Annotated in this window: 17 protein-coding genes; 9 read left to right on the top strand and 8 right to left on the bottom strand. The window is 72.7% G+C overall.

Annotated elements, in window-relative coordinates; all coding sequences use genetic code 11:
* Positions 1-96 precede the first annotated feature (96 nt).
* The 3 genes from AC507J_RS17635 to AC507J_RS17625 are packed head-to-tail and all read left to right on the top strand — an operon-like array spanning position 97 to position 2,025.
* Positions 97-1,323, top strand: a complete 1,227-nt coding sequence (locus tag AC507J_RS17635; RefSeq protein WP_496290237.1) for an NRAMP family divalent metal transporter — start codon at positions 97-99, stop codon at positions 1,321-1,323.
* A complete protein-coding gene (locus AC507J_RS17630) occupies positions 1,320-1,700 on the top strand; it encodes a hypothetical protein (RefSeq protein WP_496290236.1) in 381 nt (126 codons plus the stop codon). The genes AC507J_RS17635 and AC507J_RS17630 overlap by 4 nt, the downstream gene beginning before the upstream one ends.
* A complete protein-coding gene (locus AC507J_RS17625) occupies positions 1,687-2,025 on the top strand; it encodes a PRC-barrel domain-containing protein (protein WP_496290235.1) in 339 nt (112 codons plus the stop codon). Before AC507J_RS17630 ends, AC507J_RS17625 begins: the two co-directional genes overlap by 14 nt.
* Here the strand turns inward: AC507J_RS17625 and AC507J_RS17620 are convergent.
* From AC507J_RS17620 to AC507J_RS17610, 3 genes are all read right to left on the bottom strand, one after another.
* Complete coding sequence (locus tag AC507J_RS17620) at positions 1,998-3,416, bottom strand: hemolysin family protein (protein ID WP_496290234.1); 1,419 nt, start codon at positions 3,414-3,416, stop codon at positions 1,998-2,000. The genes AC507J_RS17625 and AC507J_RS17620 overlap by 28 nt on opposite strands.
* 183 nt (positions 3,417-3,599) lie before the next feature.
* Positions 3,600-4,235: a hypothetical protein gene (locus AC507J_RS17615; protein WP_496290233.1), complete on the bottom strand. Its 636-nt coding sequence runs from the start codon at positions 4,233-4,235 to the stop codon at positions 3,600-3,602.
* 69 nt (positions 4,236-4,304) lie between these two features.
* On the bottom strand, positions 4,305-4,784 hold the full coding sequence (locus AC507J_RS17610; protein WP_496290232.1) for a GNAT family N-acetyltransferase: 480 nt from the start codon (positions 4,782-4,784) through the stop codon (positions 4,305-4,307).
* A 154-nt stretch (positions 4,785-4,938) separates the two neighbouring features.
* On the opposite strand from AC507J_RS17610, the gene AC507J_RS17605 reads away from it, so the two are divergent.
* The 4 genes from AC507J_RS17605 (at position 4,939) to AC507J_RS17590 (ending at position 10,009) form a co-directional block, all read left to right on the top strand.
* Positions 4,939-5,385 carry a hypothetical protein gene (locus AC507J_RS17605; protein WP_496290231.1) on the top strand — a complete coding sequence of 149 codons (447 nt, stop codon included), beginning with the start codon at positions 4,939-4,941 and terminating at the stop codon, positions 5,383-5,385.
* 265 nt (positions 5,386-5,650) lie between these two features.
* On the top strand, positions 5,651-8,203 hold the full coding sequence (locus AC507J_RS17600) for a cation-translocating P-type ATPase (RefSeq protein WP_496290262.1): 2,553 nt from the start codon (positions 5,651-5,653) through the stop codon (positions 8,201-8,203).
* 20 nt (positions 8,204-8,223) lie between these two features.
* A complete protein-coding gene (locus AC507J_RS17595; protein WP_496290230.1) occupies positions 8,224-9,120 on the top strand; it encodes a universal stress protein in 897 nt (298 codons plus the stop codon).
* Between the two features lie 43 nt (positions 9,121-9,163).
* Entirely contained in the window at positions 9,164-10,009 is an 846-nt protein-coding gene (locus AC507J_RS17590; protein WP_496290229.1) for a universal stress protein, read from the top strand.
* Between the two features lie 68 nt (positions 10,010-10,077).
* Here the strand turns inward: AC507J_RS17590 and AC507J_RS17585 are convergent, their stop codons facing one another.
* The 4 genes from AC507J_RS17585 to AC507J_RS17570 all read right to left on the bottom strand — a co-directional run bounded on the left by AC507J_RS17585 (position 10,078) and on the right by AC507J_RS17570 (position 13,461).
* Complete coding sequence (locus tag AC507J_RS17585; protein ID WP_496290228.1) at positions 10,078-10,701, bottom strand: FMN reductase; 624 nt, start codon at positions 10,699-10,701, stop codon at positions 10,078-10,080.
* The gene (locus AC507J_RS17580) at positions 10,698-11,855 is read right to left on the bottom strand and encodes an LLM class flavin-dependent oxidoreductase (RefSeq protein WP_496290227.1); all 1,158 of its coding nucleotides are present in this window, start codon (positions 11,853-11,855) and stop codon (positions 10,698-10,700) included. The genes AC507J_RS17585 and AC507J_RS17580 overlap by 4 nt, the downstream gene beginning before the upstream one ends.
* Positions 11,856-11,993: 138 nt before the next feature.
* The gene (locus tag AC507J_RS17575; RefSeq protein ID WP_496290226.1) at positions 11,994-12,599 is read right to left on the bottom strand and encodes a DNA-3-methyladenine glycosylase; all 606 of its coding nucleotides are present in this window, start codon (positions 12,597-12,599) and stop codon (positions 11,994-11,996) included.
* 73 nt (positions 12,600-12,672) lie between these two features.
* Positions 12,673-13,461: an AfsR/SARP family transcriptional regulator gene (locus tag AC507J_RS17570; protein WP_496290225.1), complete on the bottom strand. Its 789-nt coding sequence runs from the start codon at positions 13,459-13,461 to the stop codon at positions 12,673-12,675.
* Between the two features lie 283 nt (positions 13,462-13,744).
* On the opposite strand from AC507J_RS17570, the gene AC507J_RS17565 reads away from it, so the two are divergent.
* Together AC507J_RS17565 and AC507J_RS17560 are read left to right on the top strand one after the other, a co-directional pair.
* Positions 13,745-14,818 (top strand): carbohydrate binding domain-containing protein, encoded by a 1,074-nt coding sequence (locus tag AC507J_RS17565; RefSeq protein WP_496290224.1) that lies wholly within the window; start codon positions 13,745-13,747, stop codon positions 14,816-14,818.
* 92 nt (positions 14,819-14,910) lie between these two features.
* Positions 14,911-17,154 carry a carbohydrate binding domain-containing protein gene (locus tag AC507J_RS17560; RefSeq protein WP_496290223.1) on the top strand — a complete coding sequence of 748 codons (2,244 nt, stop codon included), beginning with the start codon at positions 14,911-14,913 and terminating at the stop codon, positions 17,152-17,154.
* Positions 17,155-17,547: 393 nt separating this feature from the next.
* Here the strand turns inward: AC507J_RS17560 and AC507J_RS17555 are convergent, their stop codons facing one another.
* A complete protein-coding gene (locus AC507J_RS17555; protein WP_496290222.1) occupies positions 17,548-18,819 on the bottom strand; it encodes an MFS transporter in 1,272 nt (423 codons plus the stop codon).
* Positions 18,820-18,823: the final 4 nt, after the last annotated feature.

Genomic DNA, 18,823 nt, shown 5'->3' with positions numbered 1-18,823 from the left:
CTGTTGAGGGGCCCTTACGGCTGCGCGTTTCGCGGCATATTGCGCCTTTGGTGACGATATCGTCGGGGTGATGACCCCGCCCGTGTTGCCACCGATGTGAAGAAGCTGCTCGCCGCCACGCTCGGGATCCTCTCCGCGGTCGGCGGCTTCGTGGACATCGGCGACCTGGTCGCCGCCAGTCAGGCCGGCGCACGCTTCGGCATGGCGCACAGCTGGGTGCTGCTGCTCGGCGTGGTCGCGATCTGCGCGTACGCCGAAATGGCCGGACGGATCGCGGCGGTGACCGGCCGGGCGGTGTTCGACCTGATCCGGGAGCGGCTCGGCGCCCGGGTGGCACTGCTCAACCTGGTGGCGTCCTACGTGGTCACCGTGGTCACCCTCGGTGCCGAACTGGGTGGGGTGGCGCTGGCGCTGCGGCTGGCCAGCGGGGTGCCCTACCTGATCTGGGTGCCGGTCGCCGGGGTGGCGGTCTGGCTGGTGCTGTGGCGGATCCGGTTCCCGGTGATGGAGCGGGTGTTCGGGCTGGCCGGTCTGGTGCTTGTGGTCTTCGCCGTGGCGCTGTTCTGGCTGCCCACCGACTGGGCGGCCCTCGGCCGTGGCGCGGTCACCGTCGACGACGCCGGGCAGGGTTGGGGCGCGTACTGGTTCATCGCGGTGGCGCTCTTCGCCTCCACGGTCAGCCCGTACGAGGTCTTCTTCTTCTCCTCCGGCGGGGTGGAGGAACGCTGGAGTGCCGCCGACCTGGCCGACGCCCGGTTCAGCGTGCTGGTCGGGTTCCCGATCGGCGGGTTCCTCGCGCTCTCCCTGATCGCCACCGCGACCGTGGTGCTCGGCCCCGCCGGACTGACCGTCTCCGGCCTCGAAGAGGTCGCCCACCCGGTCGTGCTGGCCTTCGGCGGGGTCGGCCTGGCTATCGCGGCGCTGGCGTTCTTCGCGGTCACCTTCGGCGCCGCGCTGGAGACCGGGCTCTCCGCCGCGTACGCCGCCGCACAGTACTTCGGTTGGCAGTGGGGCAAACGGGTCAGCCCCCGCGAGGCGGCCCGGTTCCACACCGTGCTGCTGGTCAGCGTGCTGCTCGGGGTGCTCCTGCTGCTCACCACCATCGACCCGGTGGCGCTCACCGAGTACATGCTGATCATCAGCGCGGTGGCGTTGCCCCTGACGTACCTGCCGATCCTTGTGGTCGCCAACGACCGCAGATACCTCGGCGACCGGGTCAACGGACGCTGGCTCAACACGCTGGCCGCCGCGCTGCTGCTGGTCATCCTGGTGGCGTCGATCGCCGCCGTACCGCTGGCCGTCGGCACGAGGATGGGACAGTGAGGATCGAGGTGAGCCGCGAGTTACTCGACCGGCAACTCGTCGACCGGCACGGCCGGCTGATCGGCAAGGTCGACGACGTGGAGTTCGCGCTCGACGCGGAGGGGAACCCGTACCTGCGGACGCTGCTCAGCGGACCGGGCGCACTCGGGCTGCGGGTCGGCGGCCGGCTCGGCCGGATGCTGGTACTGGCCGCCGAGCGGTTCGTCACCGACCGGCCGCTGGCGCCGCTGCGCATCCCGTACCCGCTGGTCGCCAGGGTGGACAGCGCCGTGTGGCTGCGGATCCGGGCCGAGGAACTGCCCACCTCACCAGTGGAGGACTGGCTGCGCCGCCACCTGATCGACAAGATCCCGGGAGCCGGCCGTGCGAGCGGGTGAGCTGCTCGGCCGCACCGCGTACGACGAGCGGGGACGACGGCTGGGTCGGGTGGTGGACCTGGTCGTCCGCGGTACGCCCGGCGGACCGCTACGGCTGACCGACCTGGTCGTCACCCGGCACTGGTACGGCCGGTTGAGTGGCCGGCTGATCGGCTCGGAACGGCACCCGTCGGGCCCGTGGGCCATCCGCGCGGCGGCCCGGCTGCTCGGCCGCAGCACCATCCAGGTGCCGGTGCGTCGGGTCCGGCTGGACCCACCGCTGCCCGGTCTGCCCGGGCTCGACCCGCCCCCAACCGGTCAGGCGAGACCGGCCGGCGAGGGCTGATCCGACGCCGGATCCCGGCCCTCCCCCGCCGAGCCCCGGCCCTCCGCCGGATCCCGGTTTTCCATCGGCTCCCGGTCCGGGTCCGAGGTCGCTTCCGGATCTTCGTCCGACTCGGTCCGCTCGGCGCGGCGGCGCAGCCGGATCTCGGAGATGGCCCGGTCGTCGGCGTGGGTGACCTCCAGCCGCCAGCCGTCGACGGTGACATGCTCGCCGAGCGTGGGAATCCGGCCGAGCACGGCGAGCACCAGCCCGGCCACGGTGGTGTAGTCGCCCTCCGGGCGCCCCGGCAGGTCGACACCGATGTCGGGCAGGTCGTGCATCGGGAAGGTGCCGGGCAGCAGCAGCGAACCGTCCGGCTCGGTGCGCACCTCGCGTACGTCCCGGTCGGTCTCGTCGTAGATCTCGCCGACGATCTCCTCCAGGATGTCCTCCAGGGTGACGATCCCGTCGACCGCGCCGCGCTCGTCCACCACCAGGGCCATGTGCTGGCGCTCGGCCTTGAACTGGCGCAGCGCGTCCACCACCGGCACCGAGTCCGGCAGCAGCATCGGCGGCCGGGCCACCTCGTCGACCGGCTGGTCGTCGCGTACGCCGACCAGGTCCCGCAGGTGGATGACGCCGACCGCCTCGTCCAGTCCCCCGTGCCGGACCACCGGCGCGCGGGAGTGCCCGGAGGCGGCCAGCACCAGCCGGGCGGCCTCGGCGGTGGTGCCGCTGTCGAGGCAGAAGACCTGGAGCCGGGGCACCAGCACCGCGCGCAGCTTCCGCTCGGCGATCTCCACCGCACCGGCGATGATGGTCTGCTGCTCCTTGGTGAAGCCGTGGTGGCCGGAGACGATGTCGCGCAGCTCGTCGGGGCTGATCTCGTCCCGCTCGGGCTTCGGGTTCAGGCCGACCATCCGCACCACCAGGTCGCTGGTGGCGCTCAGTGCCCAGACCGCCGGGCGGGTGAACGCGGCGAGCAGGTCCAGTGGGCGCGCGACGAGCAGCGCCCAACGCTCCGGGATCTGCATCGCGATCCGTTTCGGCGCCAGCTCACCGAAGACCAGGGTGAAGAAGGTCAACGCCAGCGTGACCAGCACGATGGCCGCCGGTTCGGCGGCCCGGCCGAAGACGCCCTCCAGCAGCGGCACCAGCGGCCGGGCCAGGGACACCGCGGCGGCCGCCGAGGCCAGGAAACCGGCCAGGGTGATGCCGATCTGGATGGTGGCCAGGAACCGGTTGGGATCCCGGGCCAACCGGGCCAGCACCCGACCGGCCCGGCCGGTGCGTTCCAGTCGCTGCACCTGGCTGTCGCGCAGCGACACAAGCGCCAGCTCGCTGCCCGCGAAGATCGCGTTCACCACGATCAGGACTCCGACCAGGGCCAGCTGGCTCCAGTAGCTCTGCACGCCCGGCTCTCCCTCGCTGGACCCGCGCCCGGTGGCGCCGCCAACGGCCTCCCGCCGGCGTGGGGGTCCCTATGCCCACTCGCCCCGTCCGCGAATCATGTCCCGGCGGGAAGCCCGAAACCGCCTAACGATCATGAAGTGATTGCCGCGACACGCCGGAGCGGGGTGGCAACAACTTCATGATCAACGGAGAGGGGTGGGGGTGGTGGGGAGGTCCAGGACGTACGAGTGGCCTTCGCGGCGGAAGCCGAGGCGGTGGTAGTACGGGGCGATCATGCCGGGCGGGCTGACCACCCGGCGGAAGCCACGATCGGTGAAGAGGCTGCTCCGCCGGTAGACGAACTCGCCCGGGGTGAAGTCCCGGAACGACGGGGTGACGTAGTCGAGGTCGATCTGGGCGATGCCGTCACCGACGTCCCGGGCCAGCACCACGCCGACCACCTCGTCGGCGCGTACCACGAGGTAGGCCGACCGGCCCGGCACCGGATCGGGCTGGAAGCCGGGGTTGAACCGGGCGATGTCGGCGGCGTGCACCCGCAGCGTGTGCGCCAGGAAGGCGTCGTCGGAGCGTACCTCGACCACCTGGTAGGTCTGCTCGTCGTGCCGGGTGGTGAACAACCGCCGCAGGTACCAGAGGTTGATCACGGCGAGCACCACGTTGAGCCCCACCATGGGCCAGACCTGCACCGCGGCGTTGTAGCCGATCAGGACGAGACAGCCGATCAGGTTCAGGGCACGCAGCCGCAGGATGCGCGTCTGCAGCAGGGACCAGACCAGCAACGCCGAGCCGGCCCAGCCGACAAGTTCCAGCCAGTTCACCCCGCGAGGGTAGTCGCCGCCCAGGTCAGCGGCGAGGCGGGTGGCCACCGACCGGTTCGGGCGAACCGGTCAGGCGGGCAGTTCGAGGAGGTACTCGTCGACGTCGTGGCCCCGAGCCGGGGCGTACGCCCGCTCGGTGCCGCGCACCACGAACCCGCACCTACGCAGCACGGCCAGCGAGGCGACGTTGTCGGTCGCGGTACGGGCGTACAGCGGCCGGCGGGTGACCTCGCGCAGCAGCGCGGCGAGCGCGCGGGTGGCGTACCCGCGGCCCCACCGGTCCCGGTCGATCCAGTAACTGACCTCGGTCCGGTCGCCCACCGGAAAGGCCAGCACGTGCCCGACCACCTCGCCGTCCACGATCACGGTCCGGGCCACGATCTGCGGATCGGTCAGGATCCGCACCCAGTGCGCGGCGAACGCCCGCCGGTCGGTCGGATCCGGCGCGCCGAAGGCCGCCATCCGGTTGGCCTCCGGGTCGAGTTGCTGGGCGAAGAACTCCACCAGGTCGTCCTCGCCGACCGGGCGCAGCCGCAGGTCTTCGGTCACCGGCCGACGATACGTGTCCGGGCAGGGGACCTGTGGCCCGTGCCGGATCGGCCTTCGGCCCTGCCCCGACGAGCACCGGCGCTGCTACCAAGAGATGCAGAGGCATCGACGGCGAACCTGCGCCGGCTACGACGCCCGATGGGAGGTACCCAAGATGACTGCGATCTTCAACGCCACCGGTCCCCTGCCGCTGGTTCCGCCCCGGCCCGCTCCCGAGCCGGCACAGCCGATCGCCGCGCCGCCGCCGGCGCCGGTCGGCCCGGTGCTGCCGCTGCCGGGCACACCGCCCGCCGCGCTGGTGCCGGTGACCCGGGACGGACGGCCGATCGGGGTCTTCGTGGCCAGCGGCGGGCGGATCCGGTACCGGCCGCTGCCCGACCCGGACCGGCTGCTCGTCGCGACGGCCGCAGTGCTGGCCGCCGGGTTGGTCACCACCGGTGTCGCGGTGCTGGGCCGACGCCGGCCGCCCGCGATCGGCGCGTTGACCATGGGACCGGGCGGCTGGGTCAGCCTCCGTGGCGTACCCGCACCGGCGCCCCGCGCGCCCCGGCCCTGGTGGGCCCGGCTGCTCCGGGCCCGTCGGCTGGTGGTCGAGCGGTGACGAACGCATCGGGTGCCCCCGTCGCCCCGGCGGGGGCGCGCTCGGGTGACGGGCCGCAGGGGGCGGCCCCGACAGGGCCGTTGGTCCCGGGTCACGCGGGCGGATCGCCCCTGCCGGCCACTGCCGGCCTGGGCGAGGCTGGAATCGCAGCGGGCGTGCCGTAGGGGCGCGCCCGGCGGACGGGGTGGAGCGGCCGGTGACCGGACAGGTCCAGTTCGCGGGCGGGGACGTACGCGCCGAGACCGTCGCGACGGCGGAGCCGGGCATCGGGCTCAGCTCCGCCGAGGCGGCGCGGCGGCTGCGCGTCGACGGGCCGAACGTCGCCGCCGCACCGCCCCGCCGGCACCTGGCCGGCCGGATCCTGCGGCAGCTCACCGATCCCCTGGTCGCCCTGCTGCTGGCCGCCGCCGTGGTCACCACCGCGCTGCGGGACTACCCCGACACGGCGGTGATCCTGCTCGTCGTCGCGGTGAACACCGCGATCGGGGTGGTCCAGGAGGTACGCGCCGACCGGGCCATCGCCGCGCTCGACCAGCTCGCCGCGCCGACCGCCCGGGTGGTCCGCGACGGTCACGACGTGGTGCTGCCCGCCGCCGAACTGGTCCGGGGCGACCGCGTCCGGCTCGAGGCCGGTGACGTGGTCCCGGCCGACCTGCTGCTCGACGCAGCGAACCGGCTGACCCTGGACGAGTCGGCGCTGACCGGCGAGTCGGTCTCGGTGGCCCGCGAGGTGGGCGCGGAGGCCAGCGCCGGCACGGTGGTGACCACCGGCCGGGCCGCCGGCACGGTGCTGCGGACCGGCCCGGCCAGCGCGCTGGGCCGGATCGCCACCCTGGCGGCCACCACCCGGCCGGCCGCCACGCCGCTGCAACGCCGCCTCAACGCCCTCGGCCGGATCCTCGGCCTGGTCGCCGTGCTCCTCTCCGGGCTGGTCTTCGCCGTCGGCGTGCTCGGCGGGCGGCCGGTGGTGGACATGGCGGTCACCGCCGTCAGCCTGGTGGTGGCCGCCGTACCGGAGTCGCTGCCGGCGGTCGTCACGCTTGCCCTGGCTCTCGGCGCGCGCCGGATGGCCGCTGCCCGGGCGATCCCCCGCCGGTTGCACGCGGTGGAGACGCTCGGCTCGGTCACCGTGATCGCCTCGGACAAGACCGGCACGCTCACCGAGGGCCGGATGGCCGTCCAGCAGGCGGTCACCGCCGACGGCGCCCGGTTCTCGGTCACCGGCAGCGGGTACGCCCCGCACGGCGCGGTGCACCGGGACGGCGTCCAGGTGAGCGCGCCGGACGAGCTTCGCCGGCTGGCCCGCGCCGGGCTGCTCTGCAACGACGCGACCCTGGCCCCGCCGGACGACGAACGGCCGGGGTGGCGCGCCGTCGGTGACCCGCTGGAGGCGGCGCTGGTGGCCTTCGCCGCCCGCTCCGGCCTGGACCCCGACGCCACCCGCCGGGCCTGGCCCCGGATCGCCGAACACCCCTTCGACCAGCAGCTACGCCGGATGACCACGGTGCACCGCTCCTGCGACGGCCGCTACCTGGTGGTGTGCAAGGGCGCTCCGGAGAGTGTGCTCACCGCACCGCTGCTCGACGCCACCGCCGACGAGTTGGCCGCGTTGAGCGCCGCCGCGCACCGGCTGGCCGCCGACGGGCTGCGGGTGCTCGCGCTGGCGGCGGCCCTGGTCGACAGCCCGCCCGCCGATCCTGCCCAGCCGCAGGGACTACGCCCGCTGGGACTGGTCGCGGTCGGTGACCCGCTGCGCGCCGGTGCGCCGGACACCGCCGGTGGCCTCGCCGACGCCGGGGTCCGGCTGGTGCTGATCACCGGCGACCATCCGGCCACCGCGGCCACCATCGCCGGTCGGCTCGGCCTCTGGCGCGAAGGCGATCCGGTGGTACGCGGCGACACCGGCGATCCCGCCGAGGCGCCCCCGGCCGCCCGGGTGTTCGCCCGTACCCAGCCGGAGCAGAAGCTCGACATCATCGCCGGGTTGCAGTCGCGGGGGCACGTGGTGGCGATGACGGGCGACGGGGTCAACGACGCGCCGGCGCTGCGGCGGGCCGACATCGGCGTGGCCATGGGTGGCGGCACCGAGGTCGCCCGCCAGGCGGCCGACCTGGTGCTGGTCGACGACGAGTTGTCGACCGTGACCACCGCGATCGGCGAAGGCCGGCGGATCTACGACAACATCCGCCGGTTCCTGCGCTACGCCCTCTCCGGCGGTCTGGCCGAGATCGCGGTGATGCTGCTCGGGCCGCTGTTCGGGCTGCCCGTGCCGCTGCTGCCGGCACAGATCCTCTGGATCAATCTGCTCACCCACGGTGTGCCGGGGGTCGCCCTGGGTGCCGAGCCGGCCGAGCCCGGGACGCTACGCCGGGCACCGCGCTCGCCCCGCGAGTCGGTGCTGGGTGCCGGGCTGGGCCGGCAGATCCTGGTCACCGGCGCGCTGATCTCGGCGGTGACGCTCGGCGCGGGCGTACTCGCCGCACGGTGGGACCGGCCCTGGCAGTCGGTGGTGTTCGTGGTGCTCGGCCTGGCCCAACTCGGGGTGGCGCTGGCGGTCCGGGCGCCCCGGCCGGCGGGCGCACGGCGGGGCAATCCGGCGCTGCCGCTGGCCGTGGCCGCCTCCGCCCTGCTACAGGTAGCCGGGGTGCTGGTGCCGCCGCTGCGGGAGTTGCTCGGCACCGAGGCGCTCAGCGCGGTGGAGCTGCTCGCCTGCGCCGTGGTGAGCACCCTGCCGGGTCTGCTGCTGTGGCTCAGCCGGCAGATCGGCGCCCGGAAACGGCGGTGCGGGTCCGTGACACCGCCCGGTGAGTCAGGCTGACAACGGACGAGGAGGAGACGATGACCAGCAACATGGCAGCCCCGGTGGTGGTGGGTGCGGACGGTTCCGAGGTGGCCTTGCAGGCGGTCCGGGCCGCCGCGCGCGAGGCCGCGCAGCGCAACTGCCCGCTGCGGATCGTGCACGCGTTCATCTGGCCGCTGATGCGGGTGCCGCTGGGACCGGCACCCGGCGCGCCCGCCGACGGCGGGCTGCGCAACCAGGCGTGGCAGCACGTCGACGAGGCGGTGGCCGAGGCCCGCAAGGTGGCGCCGGAGGTCACCGTGGACGGTGCGGTGGTCCACGGCGCGGCCAGCGCGGTCCTGCTCGCGGAGTCCGCTGCCGCAACTCTTGTGGTGCTCGGCAGCCGGGGCCTCGGCGGTTTCGCCGGACTACTGCTCGGCTCGACCGCCGTGCAGGTCAGCGCGCACGCCGACTGCCCGGTGCTGGTGATCCGGGGTGAAGCGCCGGCGAGCGGTCCGGTGGTGGTCGGTGTCGACGGCTCGGAACTCTCCGAACAGGCGGTGGCGTTCGCGTTCGCGGAGGCGTCCCGGCGGGACACCGAGCTGATCGCGGTGCACGCCTGGCTGTATCCGACCCCGGTCGGCCCCGGCGACATCCTTCCGCTGGTCTACGACCTGGACGCCTTCCGGGAGCAGGAGGAGCGCGTCCTCGCCGAATCGGTGGCCGGCTGGTCCGAGCGCTATCCGGAGGTGACCGTGCGGCAGCGGCTGGTCCGCGGCTCCCCCGGCGGGGCGCTTGTGGAACAGTCCCGCACCGCGCAACTGGTGGTGGTCGGCGCACGCGGGCGGGGCGCGCTGGGCGGGCTGCTGCTCGGCTCGGTCAGCCACGCGGTGCTGCACCACGCCGAGTCGCCGGTGGCGATCGTACGGAAGCCGCGTACGGTCAAGGGATCATGACCGACCGGTCGACAACGACCTGACCGATCTCTGGAGAAGGCTGATGAACCGAGCTGTCGTGGTGGGCGTGGACGGGTCGCCACCGAGCCTGGTCGCCGCCGAGCACGCCGCGCAGGCGGCGGTGTGGCGCTCCCGCCCGCTGCACCTGGTGCACGGCTACCTGCATCCGCTCGGCTACGGGGTACCGATCAACCCGTACGACGTGGGGTTGCCGGCGCCCTCGGAGGACGGCCGCAAGATGCTCGAACAGACCGCCGCTGAGCTGCTCGACAGGTGGCCGGGGTTGAGCGTCGAGGTGCGGCAGGTGGCCGGCGGTCCGGGCGCCACCCTGGTCGAGGAGTCGCGGCGGGCGGAGCTGGTGGTGGTGGGCAGCCGGGGCCTCGGTGGCTTCGCCGGGCTGCTGCTCGGCTCGGTCGGCACCCAGGTTGCCGCGCACGGCCACTGCCCGGTGCTGGTGGTCCGGCCGCCCGACCGGCCGATCCCGACCGAGGGACCGGTCCTGGTCGGGGTGGACGGCTCGGAGCCGGCCGAACTCGCCGTCGGGTACGGCGCGGACGAGGCCGCTCGGCGCGGCGTCGAGCTGGTGCTGGTGCACATCGCCGACGAGCGGAACGCCGATGCCGACGGGCCGGCCACGGAGCTGCTGGCCACGGCGGCGGCGGCCGCCCGGGGCGCCCATCCGGACCTGACCGTGACCGAGCGCCTGGTCACCGCCCCCAAACCCGACCAGGCGCTGATCGAGGCGTCCGAGACGGCCGCGCTGGTGGTGGCTGGGTCCCGGGGGCGGGGCGGTTTCACCGGGCTGCTGCTCGGCTCGGTCAGTCAGGCGCTTGTGCACCACGCCCGCTGCCCGGTGCTCGTCGCCCACCCGTACGGGCACGCGGCCTGAGCCGGTACCGCCGCCCCGGTGCGGGCCGGCGGGCGTCCCCGGGCCGGCGGGCATCGCGGGCCGGCGGTTCAGGCGTCCCGGCCGCGCAGCAGCTGCTCGAAGTCGGTGGTGAGGGTGAACGGATCGGCCGGTCCGCTCGCGGCGGGCCGCCTGTGGATCTCCTCGGCCAGCTCCCGGCCGGCCCGGCCGATCCGGGCGCGCAACGCCCCCTCGGCCGTGCCGCCCGACCAGTCCTCAGGCGCGGCGAAGACCGCCGTCGGGGTCACCACCGCCCGCAGGTAGCTGAACATCGGACGGACCGCGTGTTCCAGCGCGAGGGAGTGCCGGGCGGTGCCGCCGGTGGCGCCGATCAGCACCGGCCGGCTGGCCAACGCCTCCGCGTCGACCAGGTCGAAGAACGACTTGAACAGCCCGTTGTACGAGGCGTTGAAGATCGGCGTGACGGCGATCAGCCCATCGGCGCCGGTGACCTGCTCCAACGCCTGCCGCAGCGGCTCCGACGGGAAGCCGGTGAGCAGGTGGTTGACGATGTCGTGGGCGTGCTCACGCAGGTCGACCGGGCGCAGCTCGACCGTGTCGCCGCGCCCGACCAGCTCGTCGCGGGTGGCCGCGGCGAGCTGGTCGGCGAGCAGCCGGGTCGACGAGGGCTGACTGAGACCCGCCGACACCACGGCTAGGGTGCGTGCGGTCACCGGTCAGCCTCCACGCCGGTCCCGGCGAGGGTCTCGTCGCTGCGCGTCGCGTTCGCGTCCCCCTGCGCCCCGGCATCGCCGCGCTCGGCGGCGGCCCGCAGCGACGCGTGCGTCGGCGCCAGCGGTACGTGTGCCGGCCGCAGCGACTCGAACTCCTTGCGCAGCACCGGCACGACCTCCTCGCCGAGGAGGTCCAGCTGCTCCAGCACCGTCTTCAGCGGCAGCCCGGCGTGGTCCACCAGGAACAGCTGGCGCTGGTAGTCGCCGACGTACTCGCGGAAGCCGAGCGTCCGGTCGATGACCTGCTGCGGGCTGCCCACGGTCAGCGGGGTCTGCGAGGTGAACTCCTCAAGCGACGGGCCGTGCCCGTAGACCGGCGCGTTGTCGAAGTACGGCCGGAACTCGCGTACCGCGTCCTGGGAGTTGCGGCGCATGAACACCTGGCCGCCAAGGCCGACGATGGCCTGGTCGGCGGTGCCGTGGCCGTAGTGCTCGAAGCGCTGCCGGTAGAGCCCCACCATCCGCCGGGTGTGCTCGGCCGGCCAGAAGATGTGGTTGGCGAAGAAGCCGTCGCCGTAGTAGGCGGCCTGCTCGGCGATCTCGGGGCTGCGGATCGAGCCGTGCCAGACGAACGGCGGTACGCCGTCGAGCGGGCGCGGTGTCGAGGTGAACGACTGAAGCGGCGTACGGAAGCGTCCCTTCCAGTCGACCACGTCCTCGCGCCAGAGCCGGCGCAGCAGGTCGTAGTTCTCGATCGCGAGCGGGATGCCGTTGCGGATGTCCTGGCCGAACCAGGGATAGACCGGGCCGGTGTTGCCGCGCCCCATCATCAGGTCCACCCGGCCGTCGGCGAGGTGCTGCAACATCGCGTAGTCCTCGGCGATCTTCACCGGGTCGTTTGTGGTGATCAGCGTGGTCGCGGTGGAGAGCAGCAGCCGCTCGGTACGGGCGGCGATCCAGCCCAGCATGGTGGTGGGCGACGACGGCACGAACGGCGGGTTGTGGTGCTCGCCGGTGGCGAAGACGTCGAGACCGACCTCCTCGGCCTTGAGCGCGATGGTCACCATCGCCTTGATCCGCTCGGCCTCGGTCGGCTCACGACCGTTGGTCGGGTCGACCGTGACGTCGCCGACGGTGAAGACTCCGAACTGCATGACCGCTCCTCGTCTCGTCCGACCGGGGCGGGGTGCCTCCCGGCGCTCCCGACAACATATTTGACGAGTCAACTATTCCGCGAGCCCGTCTCGCCCCAGTGTCCCCCGTCACCGCTGACGCAGACATTGCCGGACGGGTCAGGTTCGGCGGCGTGGCACGTGCCGGCGGTACGGGCTGACGGTCGGGTCGCCGGTGATCCAGAAGCGCCAGGGCACGTCGTGCGCGGCGGCCACCCCGACGCGCGGCCCGGCGGAGACGGCCGACGGCGCGACCGGGCGGGACGGCGGCGTCAGCAGCAACGCTCCGGTCCCGTCGAGCATCGAGGTGCCGTTCGCCGTCGCGTCGACGCCGAGCGCCACCACCAGCCGGGCCGGCCCACGAGCCAGATCCCGGTCGGCCACCTCGCCCCGCCGCTTGCGGGCGAGATCCACCCCCTCGATCACCTCACCGGCGCGCAGCAGGACCGCCGCCGCCTCCCCGTCGCGGCCGCAGACGACGTTCAGACACCAGTGGACCCCGAAGACGAAGTACGTGTAGGCGTGCCCCGCCGGCCCGAACATCACCCTGGTGCGCGGTGTCGGACCACGGTGGGCGTGCGAGGCCGGGTCCTCTCCGGTGCCGGCGTACGCCTCGACCTCGGTGAGCCGGATCCGTACGCCACCGGCCGAGACCTCCCAGCCGAGCAGGCTACGTGCGGTCTCGGCGACGGCGGCGGCGGGCGCGTGCAGCCACGGATGGTCCATCCGTCCAGGTAACCGCCTGCCACCTCGACCCGCAACGCCGGCCGGCCCGACGCCCGATGTGATCCGGGCCGCCTCAGCCGGCCCGAGCCACCACCACCTGAGCGCTGGTACGTGTGCGCAGGACCGTTCGCAGGTGCGCCTGTTCCGTAAGCACCCGACGGTGCACCTGCCGGAGCGCGGGGCCCGGCTCCACCCCCAACTCCTCCACCAACCGATCGCGGGTACGGCGATAGACGGCAAGCGCGTCCGCCCGCTGTCCGGACCGGTCGAGCGCGATCATCAACTGCCCGACCAGGCGCTCCCGCAGCGGATGGTGTGCCGCGAGGCTGAGCAGTTCACCGATGAGTCGGACATGGTGACCGAGGCGTAGTTCGGCCTCGATCCGGTCCTCGATCGCGGCCAGTCGCAGCTCCCGCAGCCGGGGTCCTTCGGTGTGTCGGATCATGGCAGGGCCGAGGTCGGCCAGGGCCGGGCCGCGCCAGAGGGCGAGCGCCGCGCGCAGGGCGGTGGCCGCCCCAGCCGGATCGGTGGCCATCCGGGCCCGGGCGTAGGCGGCGCCCTGCTCGAAGCGGTGCAGGTCGAGCGCGGCAGGGGTGATCCGCAGCAGGTAGCCGGAGGAGTTGGTCTGCAACACGGGTTCGGGCAGGGTCCGCCTGATCCGCGAGATGTAGGTCCGGATGGTCCGGAGCGAACTGGCGGGCGGGTCATGTCCCCAGATCCGGTCGGCCAACGACTCCACGCTCACGGTTCGGTTGGCGGACAGGAGCAGGACGGCGAGCACGGCACGTTGCTTGGCCGCGCCCAGGGTGAGCGACCGGGTGCCGTGCCCGATCTCCAACGGCCCGAGAAGACGGAAATCCACTTTGGTTAGGCAAGCAGCCGGCCTGTTCGTCCGGCAAGATCCCGACGGCAGCCGGACGATTCCAGACATCCGCGTACGGTCCTGCCGGACGCTGCCGGACGACCGGCGCTGAGATTCCGATCCACATGAGAGAGTAAGTGCGCCGGTACCGACGGTGGCGACTGGGACGGCGTCGGCAGGCGAGTGGAGGCAGTGGGTGGGCGCTACGGGGGAAACGGACGCCGGAACGCGTGAACCGGGCAATGGACCGCCGGACCCGGCGGTTGCCGGGGACCCGGCGCAGTTGGTTGCTGAGCTCAACCGGTTACGCGCCTGGGCGGGGCAGCCTTCGCTGCGCGTCCTGCGGAAGTTGGCCGGGACCCGTCCGGGGCCGGGCGGCCGGCAGTTGGAGGCCCTGCCCAGCAGCACCACCCACGAGGTGCTCGCCGGCAAGCGTCTCCCCCGGCTGCCCCGACTGGAGTTCGTCGAGTCCTTCGTGCGGGCCTGCCTGCGGGCCCGGCGGTGCCGGGAACACGAGATCGAGACCGAGGTCGAGCGCTGGCGGCAGGCGTGGCGTGCGCTTGCCGATCCCCCGACGACCCGCGAGGAGCGCGCCGACGAAGGTGACGTGCCGGCCCCGACCGTCGGTGTCGACGCGGCCGTACCGGACCCCGACGGGCCGGTCGCACCGGCGGCACCGGGGTCGGCCGGCCGCTGGCGGCTGCTCGTCACCACGGCGCTGGTCTTCTTCCTGATCGGCGGGGCCGCCGGCATGGCCGGCACCAGGATGCTCTCCGGCGGCCACCTGTCGCCGTCCGGAGGCCAGGCCGACCGGCTTGACTTCGGTACGCCGCCCAGCGCCACCGCCGTGGTGGACTCCCCGACAGACCGGTGCGCGGCGGCCCAACCCCGCCCCGCCGGCACCGAACTGGTCGACGAGAGCGACTTCGGCACCGGAGCCGCCGGCCCCTGGGACCTGAGCGCGGCGACAGTGGACGTCTCCGGTGGGCCCGGCCGGCTCTGGGCCCGGGTGCTGGGTGGCACGGCCGATCCCTGGGACGCGATCCTGATGTACCGGGGTGTGCACCTGGTCGAGGGACGCAGCTACACGCTCTCGTTCGACATGCTCACCAGCGCACCGGCCCGCGTCCGGGTCACCGTGCAGGAGAACGTGCCACCCGACTATCCGGCGCTGCTGATGCGTGACCTCGACACCGATCCGATGCTCTGCCATCAGCGCTTCTCCTTCGTCGCCGACCGGAGCACCGGACAGGGGGAGATCACCTTTCAACTGGGCGGTCATCCCGAGACCTACCAGGTCATGCTGGCCAATCTCTCGCTGGTGGCGGAGGCTGCGGCCCCGAGCCCGAGCAGATAACTACTCTCCGTAGCAGTAGCGCTATCGAGGTGATACTGACGCGGGCCAGGCTGAGGTCGGCAATCGCCGATTCCTCCCTCTAGGAGTCCTCAGTGGTCCGTTCGTCCTCGTCCACGTCGCCGTCGAAAGGTCACCGGCTCAGACGGTACGCCCGCCTGCTGGCCGGTACCGTGCTGGCCACGGTGCTGGGCAGCACCCTGGCGGCACCCGCCCAGCCGGCGGCTGCGGCGCCCCTGGCGGAGCTGATCAGCAACGGCAGCTTCGGCAGCGGCTCCACGACCTCCTGGTGGAACAGCCAGCACACCAGTTTCCAGGTCGTCGCCGGGCAGCTCTGCGTAAACGTGGCCGGCGGAACCACGAACGTGTACGACGCATTGGTCGGCCAGAGCGGCATCTCGCTGACCCAGGGGAAGGCGTACGCGCTCTCCTTCGACGTCTCGGCGAACGCGTCGATCAACATCCGGGCCCGGGTGCAGCTCGAAGCCGCCCCGCAGACGGCCGCCGTCGACCAGGGCGTCCAGGCCAACGCCGGCCTGCGCCGGATCTCGGTCCCGTTCGCCTCCTCGATCGGCACCTCAAGCGGACAGGTGGTCTTTCAGCTCGGCGGCCGGCCGCAGGCGGTGACCGTGTGCCTGGACAACATCTCCCTGATCGAGACGGAGTTGGTCGACAACGGCACCTTCGGCAGCGCCACCACATCGTGGTGGCGGAGCAACACCGCGACCCAGTTGAGCGTGGACGGCCAACGGCTCCGGGTCGGCGTGGGGGGCGGCACCGCCCAGCCGTGGGACGACATCGTTGGCCAGAGCGGCCTGACGCTGCGGGCCGGTCGCTCCTACCGGATGGCCTTCGACGCCTCGGCCAGTACCGCGCGGGCCGTGCAGGCGGTCGTGCAGCGGGAGGCGGCCCCGCACGCCGCGCCGTTCAGTCGCAGCATCAACCTCACCACCAGCCTTCAGCACTTCTCCTTCACCTTCACCTCGCCGCTGGCTGCCAGCGACGGGCAGGTGCTCTTCCACTTCGGCGGCGGCCCGGCCTTCACCGCCTGGCTCGACAACGTCTCCCTGGTCGAGCTGACCGAGGCCCCGTTCGATCCGGTGCGCTACTGGAACGGCGTCCTGCTCGACGCGTACCGCGCCGCGACCGGCACCGCGGCCGGTCCGACCGTGCTCGGTCGAGCCGGCGCGATGATGCACGGCGCGATCTACGACGCGGCCACCTCGGTGGTGCCGACCAGCCAGCCGTACCTGGTCCGGGTGCCGGTCACGGCGGACAGCGTCGCCCCGTCCCTGGAAGCGGCGATCAACAAGGCGGCGTACACCGCGCTGGTGGCGGCGTTCCCGGGCCGTAACTTCACCGCGAATCTGACCCACGCCACCGCCCAGCTACCGACCGGCACCAGCCAGCTGCAACTCGACCGGGGTGCCTCGATCGGCGCGCAGGCGGCCGACGCCATGATCTCGGCCCGGAGCAACGACGGTTCCGCCAACAACGCGCCGTACCAGTCGGAAAACGTTCCCGGCGCGTGGCGGCCGACGGACTCCCGGCCGGCGCTGGCCCCGAACTGGGGCCTGGTCAAGCCGTTCGCGATGACCTCGGGCAGTCAGTTCCGCCCGCCACCGCCGCTGGCCGCCACCTCCTACGCGGACCTGCTCGGCAAGGCGGAGTACGGCAACCAGGTCAACGAGGTCCGGCAGTTGGGCGCGGCGAACTCGACCACGCGGACCGCCACGCAGACCCAGATCGCCCACTTCTGGGCCAACGACCTGGACGGCACGTACAAGCCGCCGGGGCAGTTGCTGGAGCACACCACGATCCTCTCGGTGCAGCGTGGCCTGACCATCATGGAGAACGCCCGGCTCTACGGGCTGGTGGGGCTGGCCCTCGCCGATGCCGGCATCGTCGCCCGGGACGGAAAGTTCCTGACCAGCATCGACCTGTGGCGGCCGGAGACCGCGATCCAGCGCGCCCACGAGGACGGACGGCCGGAAACCGTCGCCGACCCCAACTGGCGACCGTTGTCCAAGGATCTCGCCGGGGTCAGCTTCTCCCCACCGTTCCCGGCGTACGCCTCCGGGCACGCCACCTTCGCCGGAGCCTGGGCGGGCATCATGCGGCGCTACTTCGGCACCGACAACCTGGCCTTCACCCTCACCACCGACGACCCGTACGCCTCGGGGGTCACCCGGGGCTTCACCAGCTTCAGCCAGGCGGCGACCGAGAACGCGGTGAGCCGGATCTACCTCGGGGTGCACTTCCGGTTCGACGCCGATGCCGGTGTCGCCTCCGGCGAGGCGCTGGCGGCGCACGTCTTCGCCAACCGGCTCCGCCCGTAGCCGGACCCGTTCTCCTGCTGGTGCCGGGTACGGCCACGGGGCGTATCCGGCACCAGCAGGATCTCGGTCTTCACAATTCTTGCTCGACGTCGCAGTCCGCCGTGCGGCTCATGACCGCCCGCCGCCGGGCAACAGAAGATCACAGAAAACCCGATGCCGTCCGCCCTGCTCGTCCTCGGCCGCCACGGTGACCTCCCTGCCTGGCGGCCTGGGCCGCCTTCGTGGTGGGCGTGAAGCGGCAGACCCGCCGCAGCTGAGGTGGCGGGGCGCGGGCCAGCGCCCGGCAGTTGCGGCGAGCAGGTCCGCGCCCTCAACCAGTCGAGGAAGCTTGATTTCACACCGAAATTTTTATTTCAGGGTGAAATCAGACCAGAGCAACTCATCACCGGCAGCTCACCCCGCGCGAAGATCTCTCCCGCCGGGTGTCCGCCTCCTGACTTCTCCCGTCCTCGCCTTCACCCCGGCGGCCTGGGCCGCCTTCGTGACGGGCGCAGCGAGACATGTGCGGATCACGAGTGGACCACGACGTCCCAGCGCCCACACCGTGAGCGCGAAGCAGCAGAGCGCCGTTCCGGTGATCGTGACCGCTGTCCAGCCGCCCGCCGACCAGAGCATGGCCGCGGCGGCGGAGCCGATGGCAGCGCCGATGAAGTTACTGGCGGCAAGCGCCGTGTTGAGCCGGCTGCGGGCCTCGTGGGAAAGAGCGAACAGCCGCGCCCGGTTGAGGAGAGCCTGCAGCTGAAGCGCGACGTCGATCATGATGATCACGATGACGATAAGTACGACGGACCGGCCGGCGAACGCCGCGGTGACGAAGGCGCTGAGGGCCAACACCCAGGCCGCGCCGGTGGCCGGAAGCGACAAACCTCGGTCGTGCAGACGACCGCCGTGCAGGCCGGAAAGGACACCGGCGAGGCCCGCCAACCCGAACAACCCGATCACCGCTACCGGATACCGGAACGGTGGACCGCTGAGCAGGAACGTCAACGCCGTCCAGAACAGCGAGAACGTGGCGAACCCGGTGGCAGCCAGCACCAGCGTCCACCGGGCCACCCGCTCGCGCATCACCACCAGGCCGACCGAGACGATGAGCTGCGGGTACGGCATTCGCGTCCGCGGTCCCAACGGCGGAATCGCACGATAGAGCAACACCGCGAGCAGGACAGCGACGACCGCGGCGAGGGCGAAGACCGCACGCCACCCGGCCGCGCCGGCGACGAACCCGCTGATCGTGCGGGAAGCCAGAATACCGGTGAGGGTCCCGGACCCGACGACACCGACGATCCGACCCCGGTGGGCATCGCCAGCCAGGTCCCCGGCGAGTGGGGTGAGAATCTGCCCGGAAATCGTCGTCACACCGAGCACGCCCAGTGCGAGCAGGAGCATGCCGATCGACGGCGCAAGCGCGCACAACAACAGGGCGACGGCCGAGGCCAGCAGCATCACCGGAACGAACCGGCGGCGGTCGAGAACGTCGCCGAGCGGCACGAGCAACAACACACCGACGGCGTACCCGACCTGCGTCGCCGTGACCAGCCAACCAGCCGTCGGGGTCGCGGCGCGCAGATCACCGGCAATGAAGCCCAGCAACGGCTGCGCCCAGTACAGGTTGCCGATGGCCACTCCCGCCGCCAACGCGAACAGGAACGTCAGCCGGCGGCTCATCTCC

Source organism: Micromonospora sp. PRAS1, from assembly GCF_059553435.1.
Note: the sequence above shows the minus strand (reverse complement) of the source record. Positions and strands in the feature narration are given on the sequence as shown.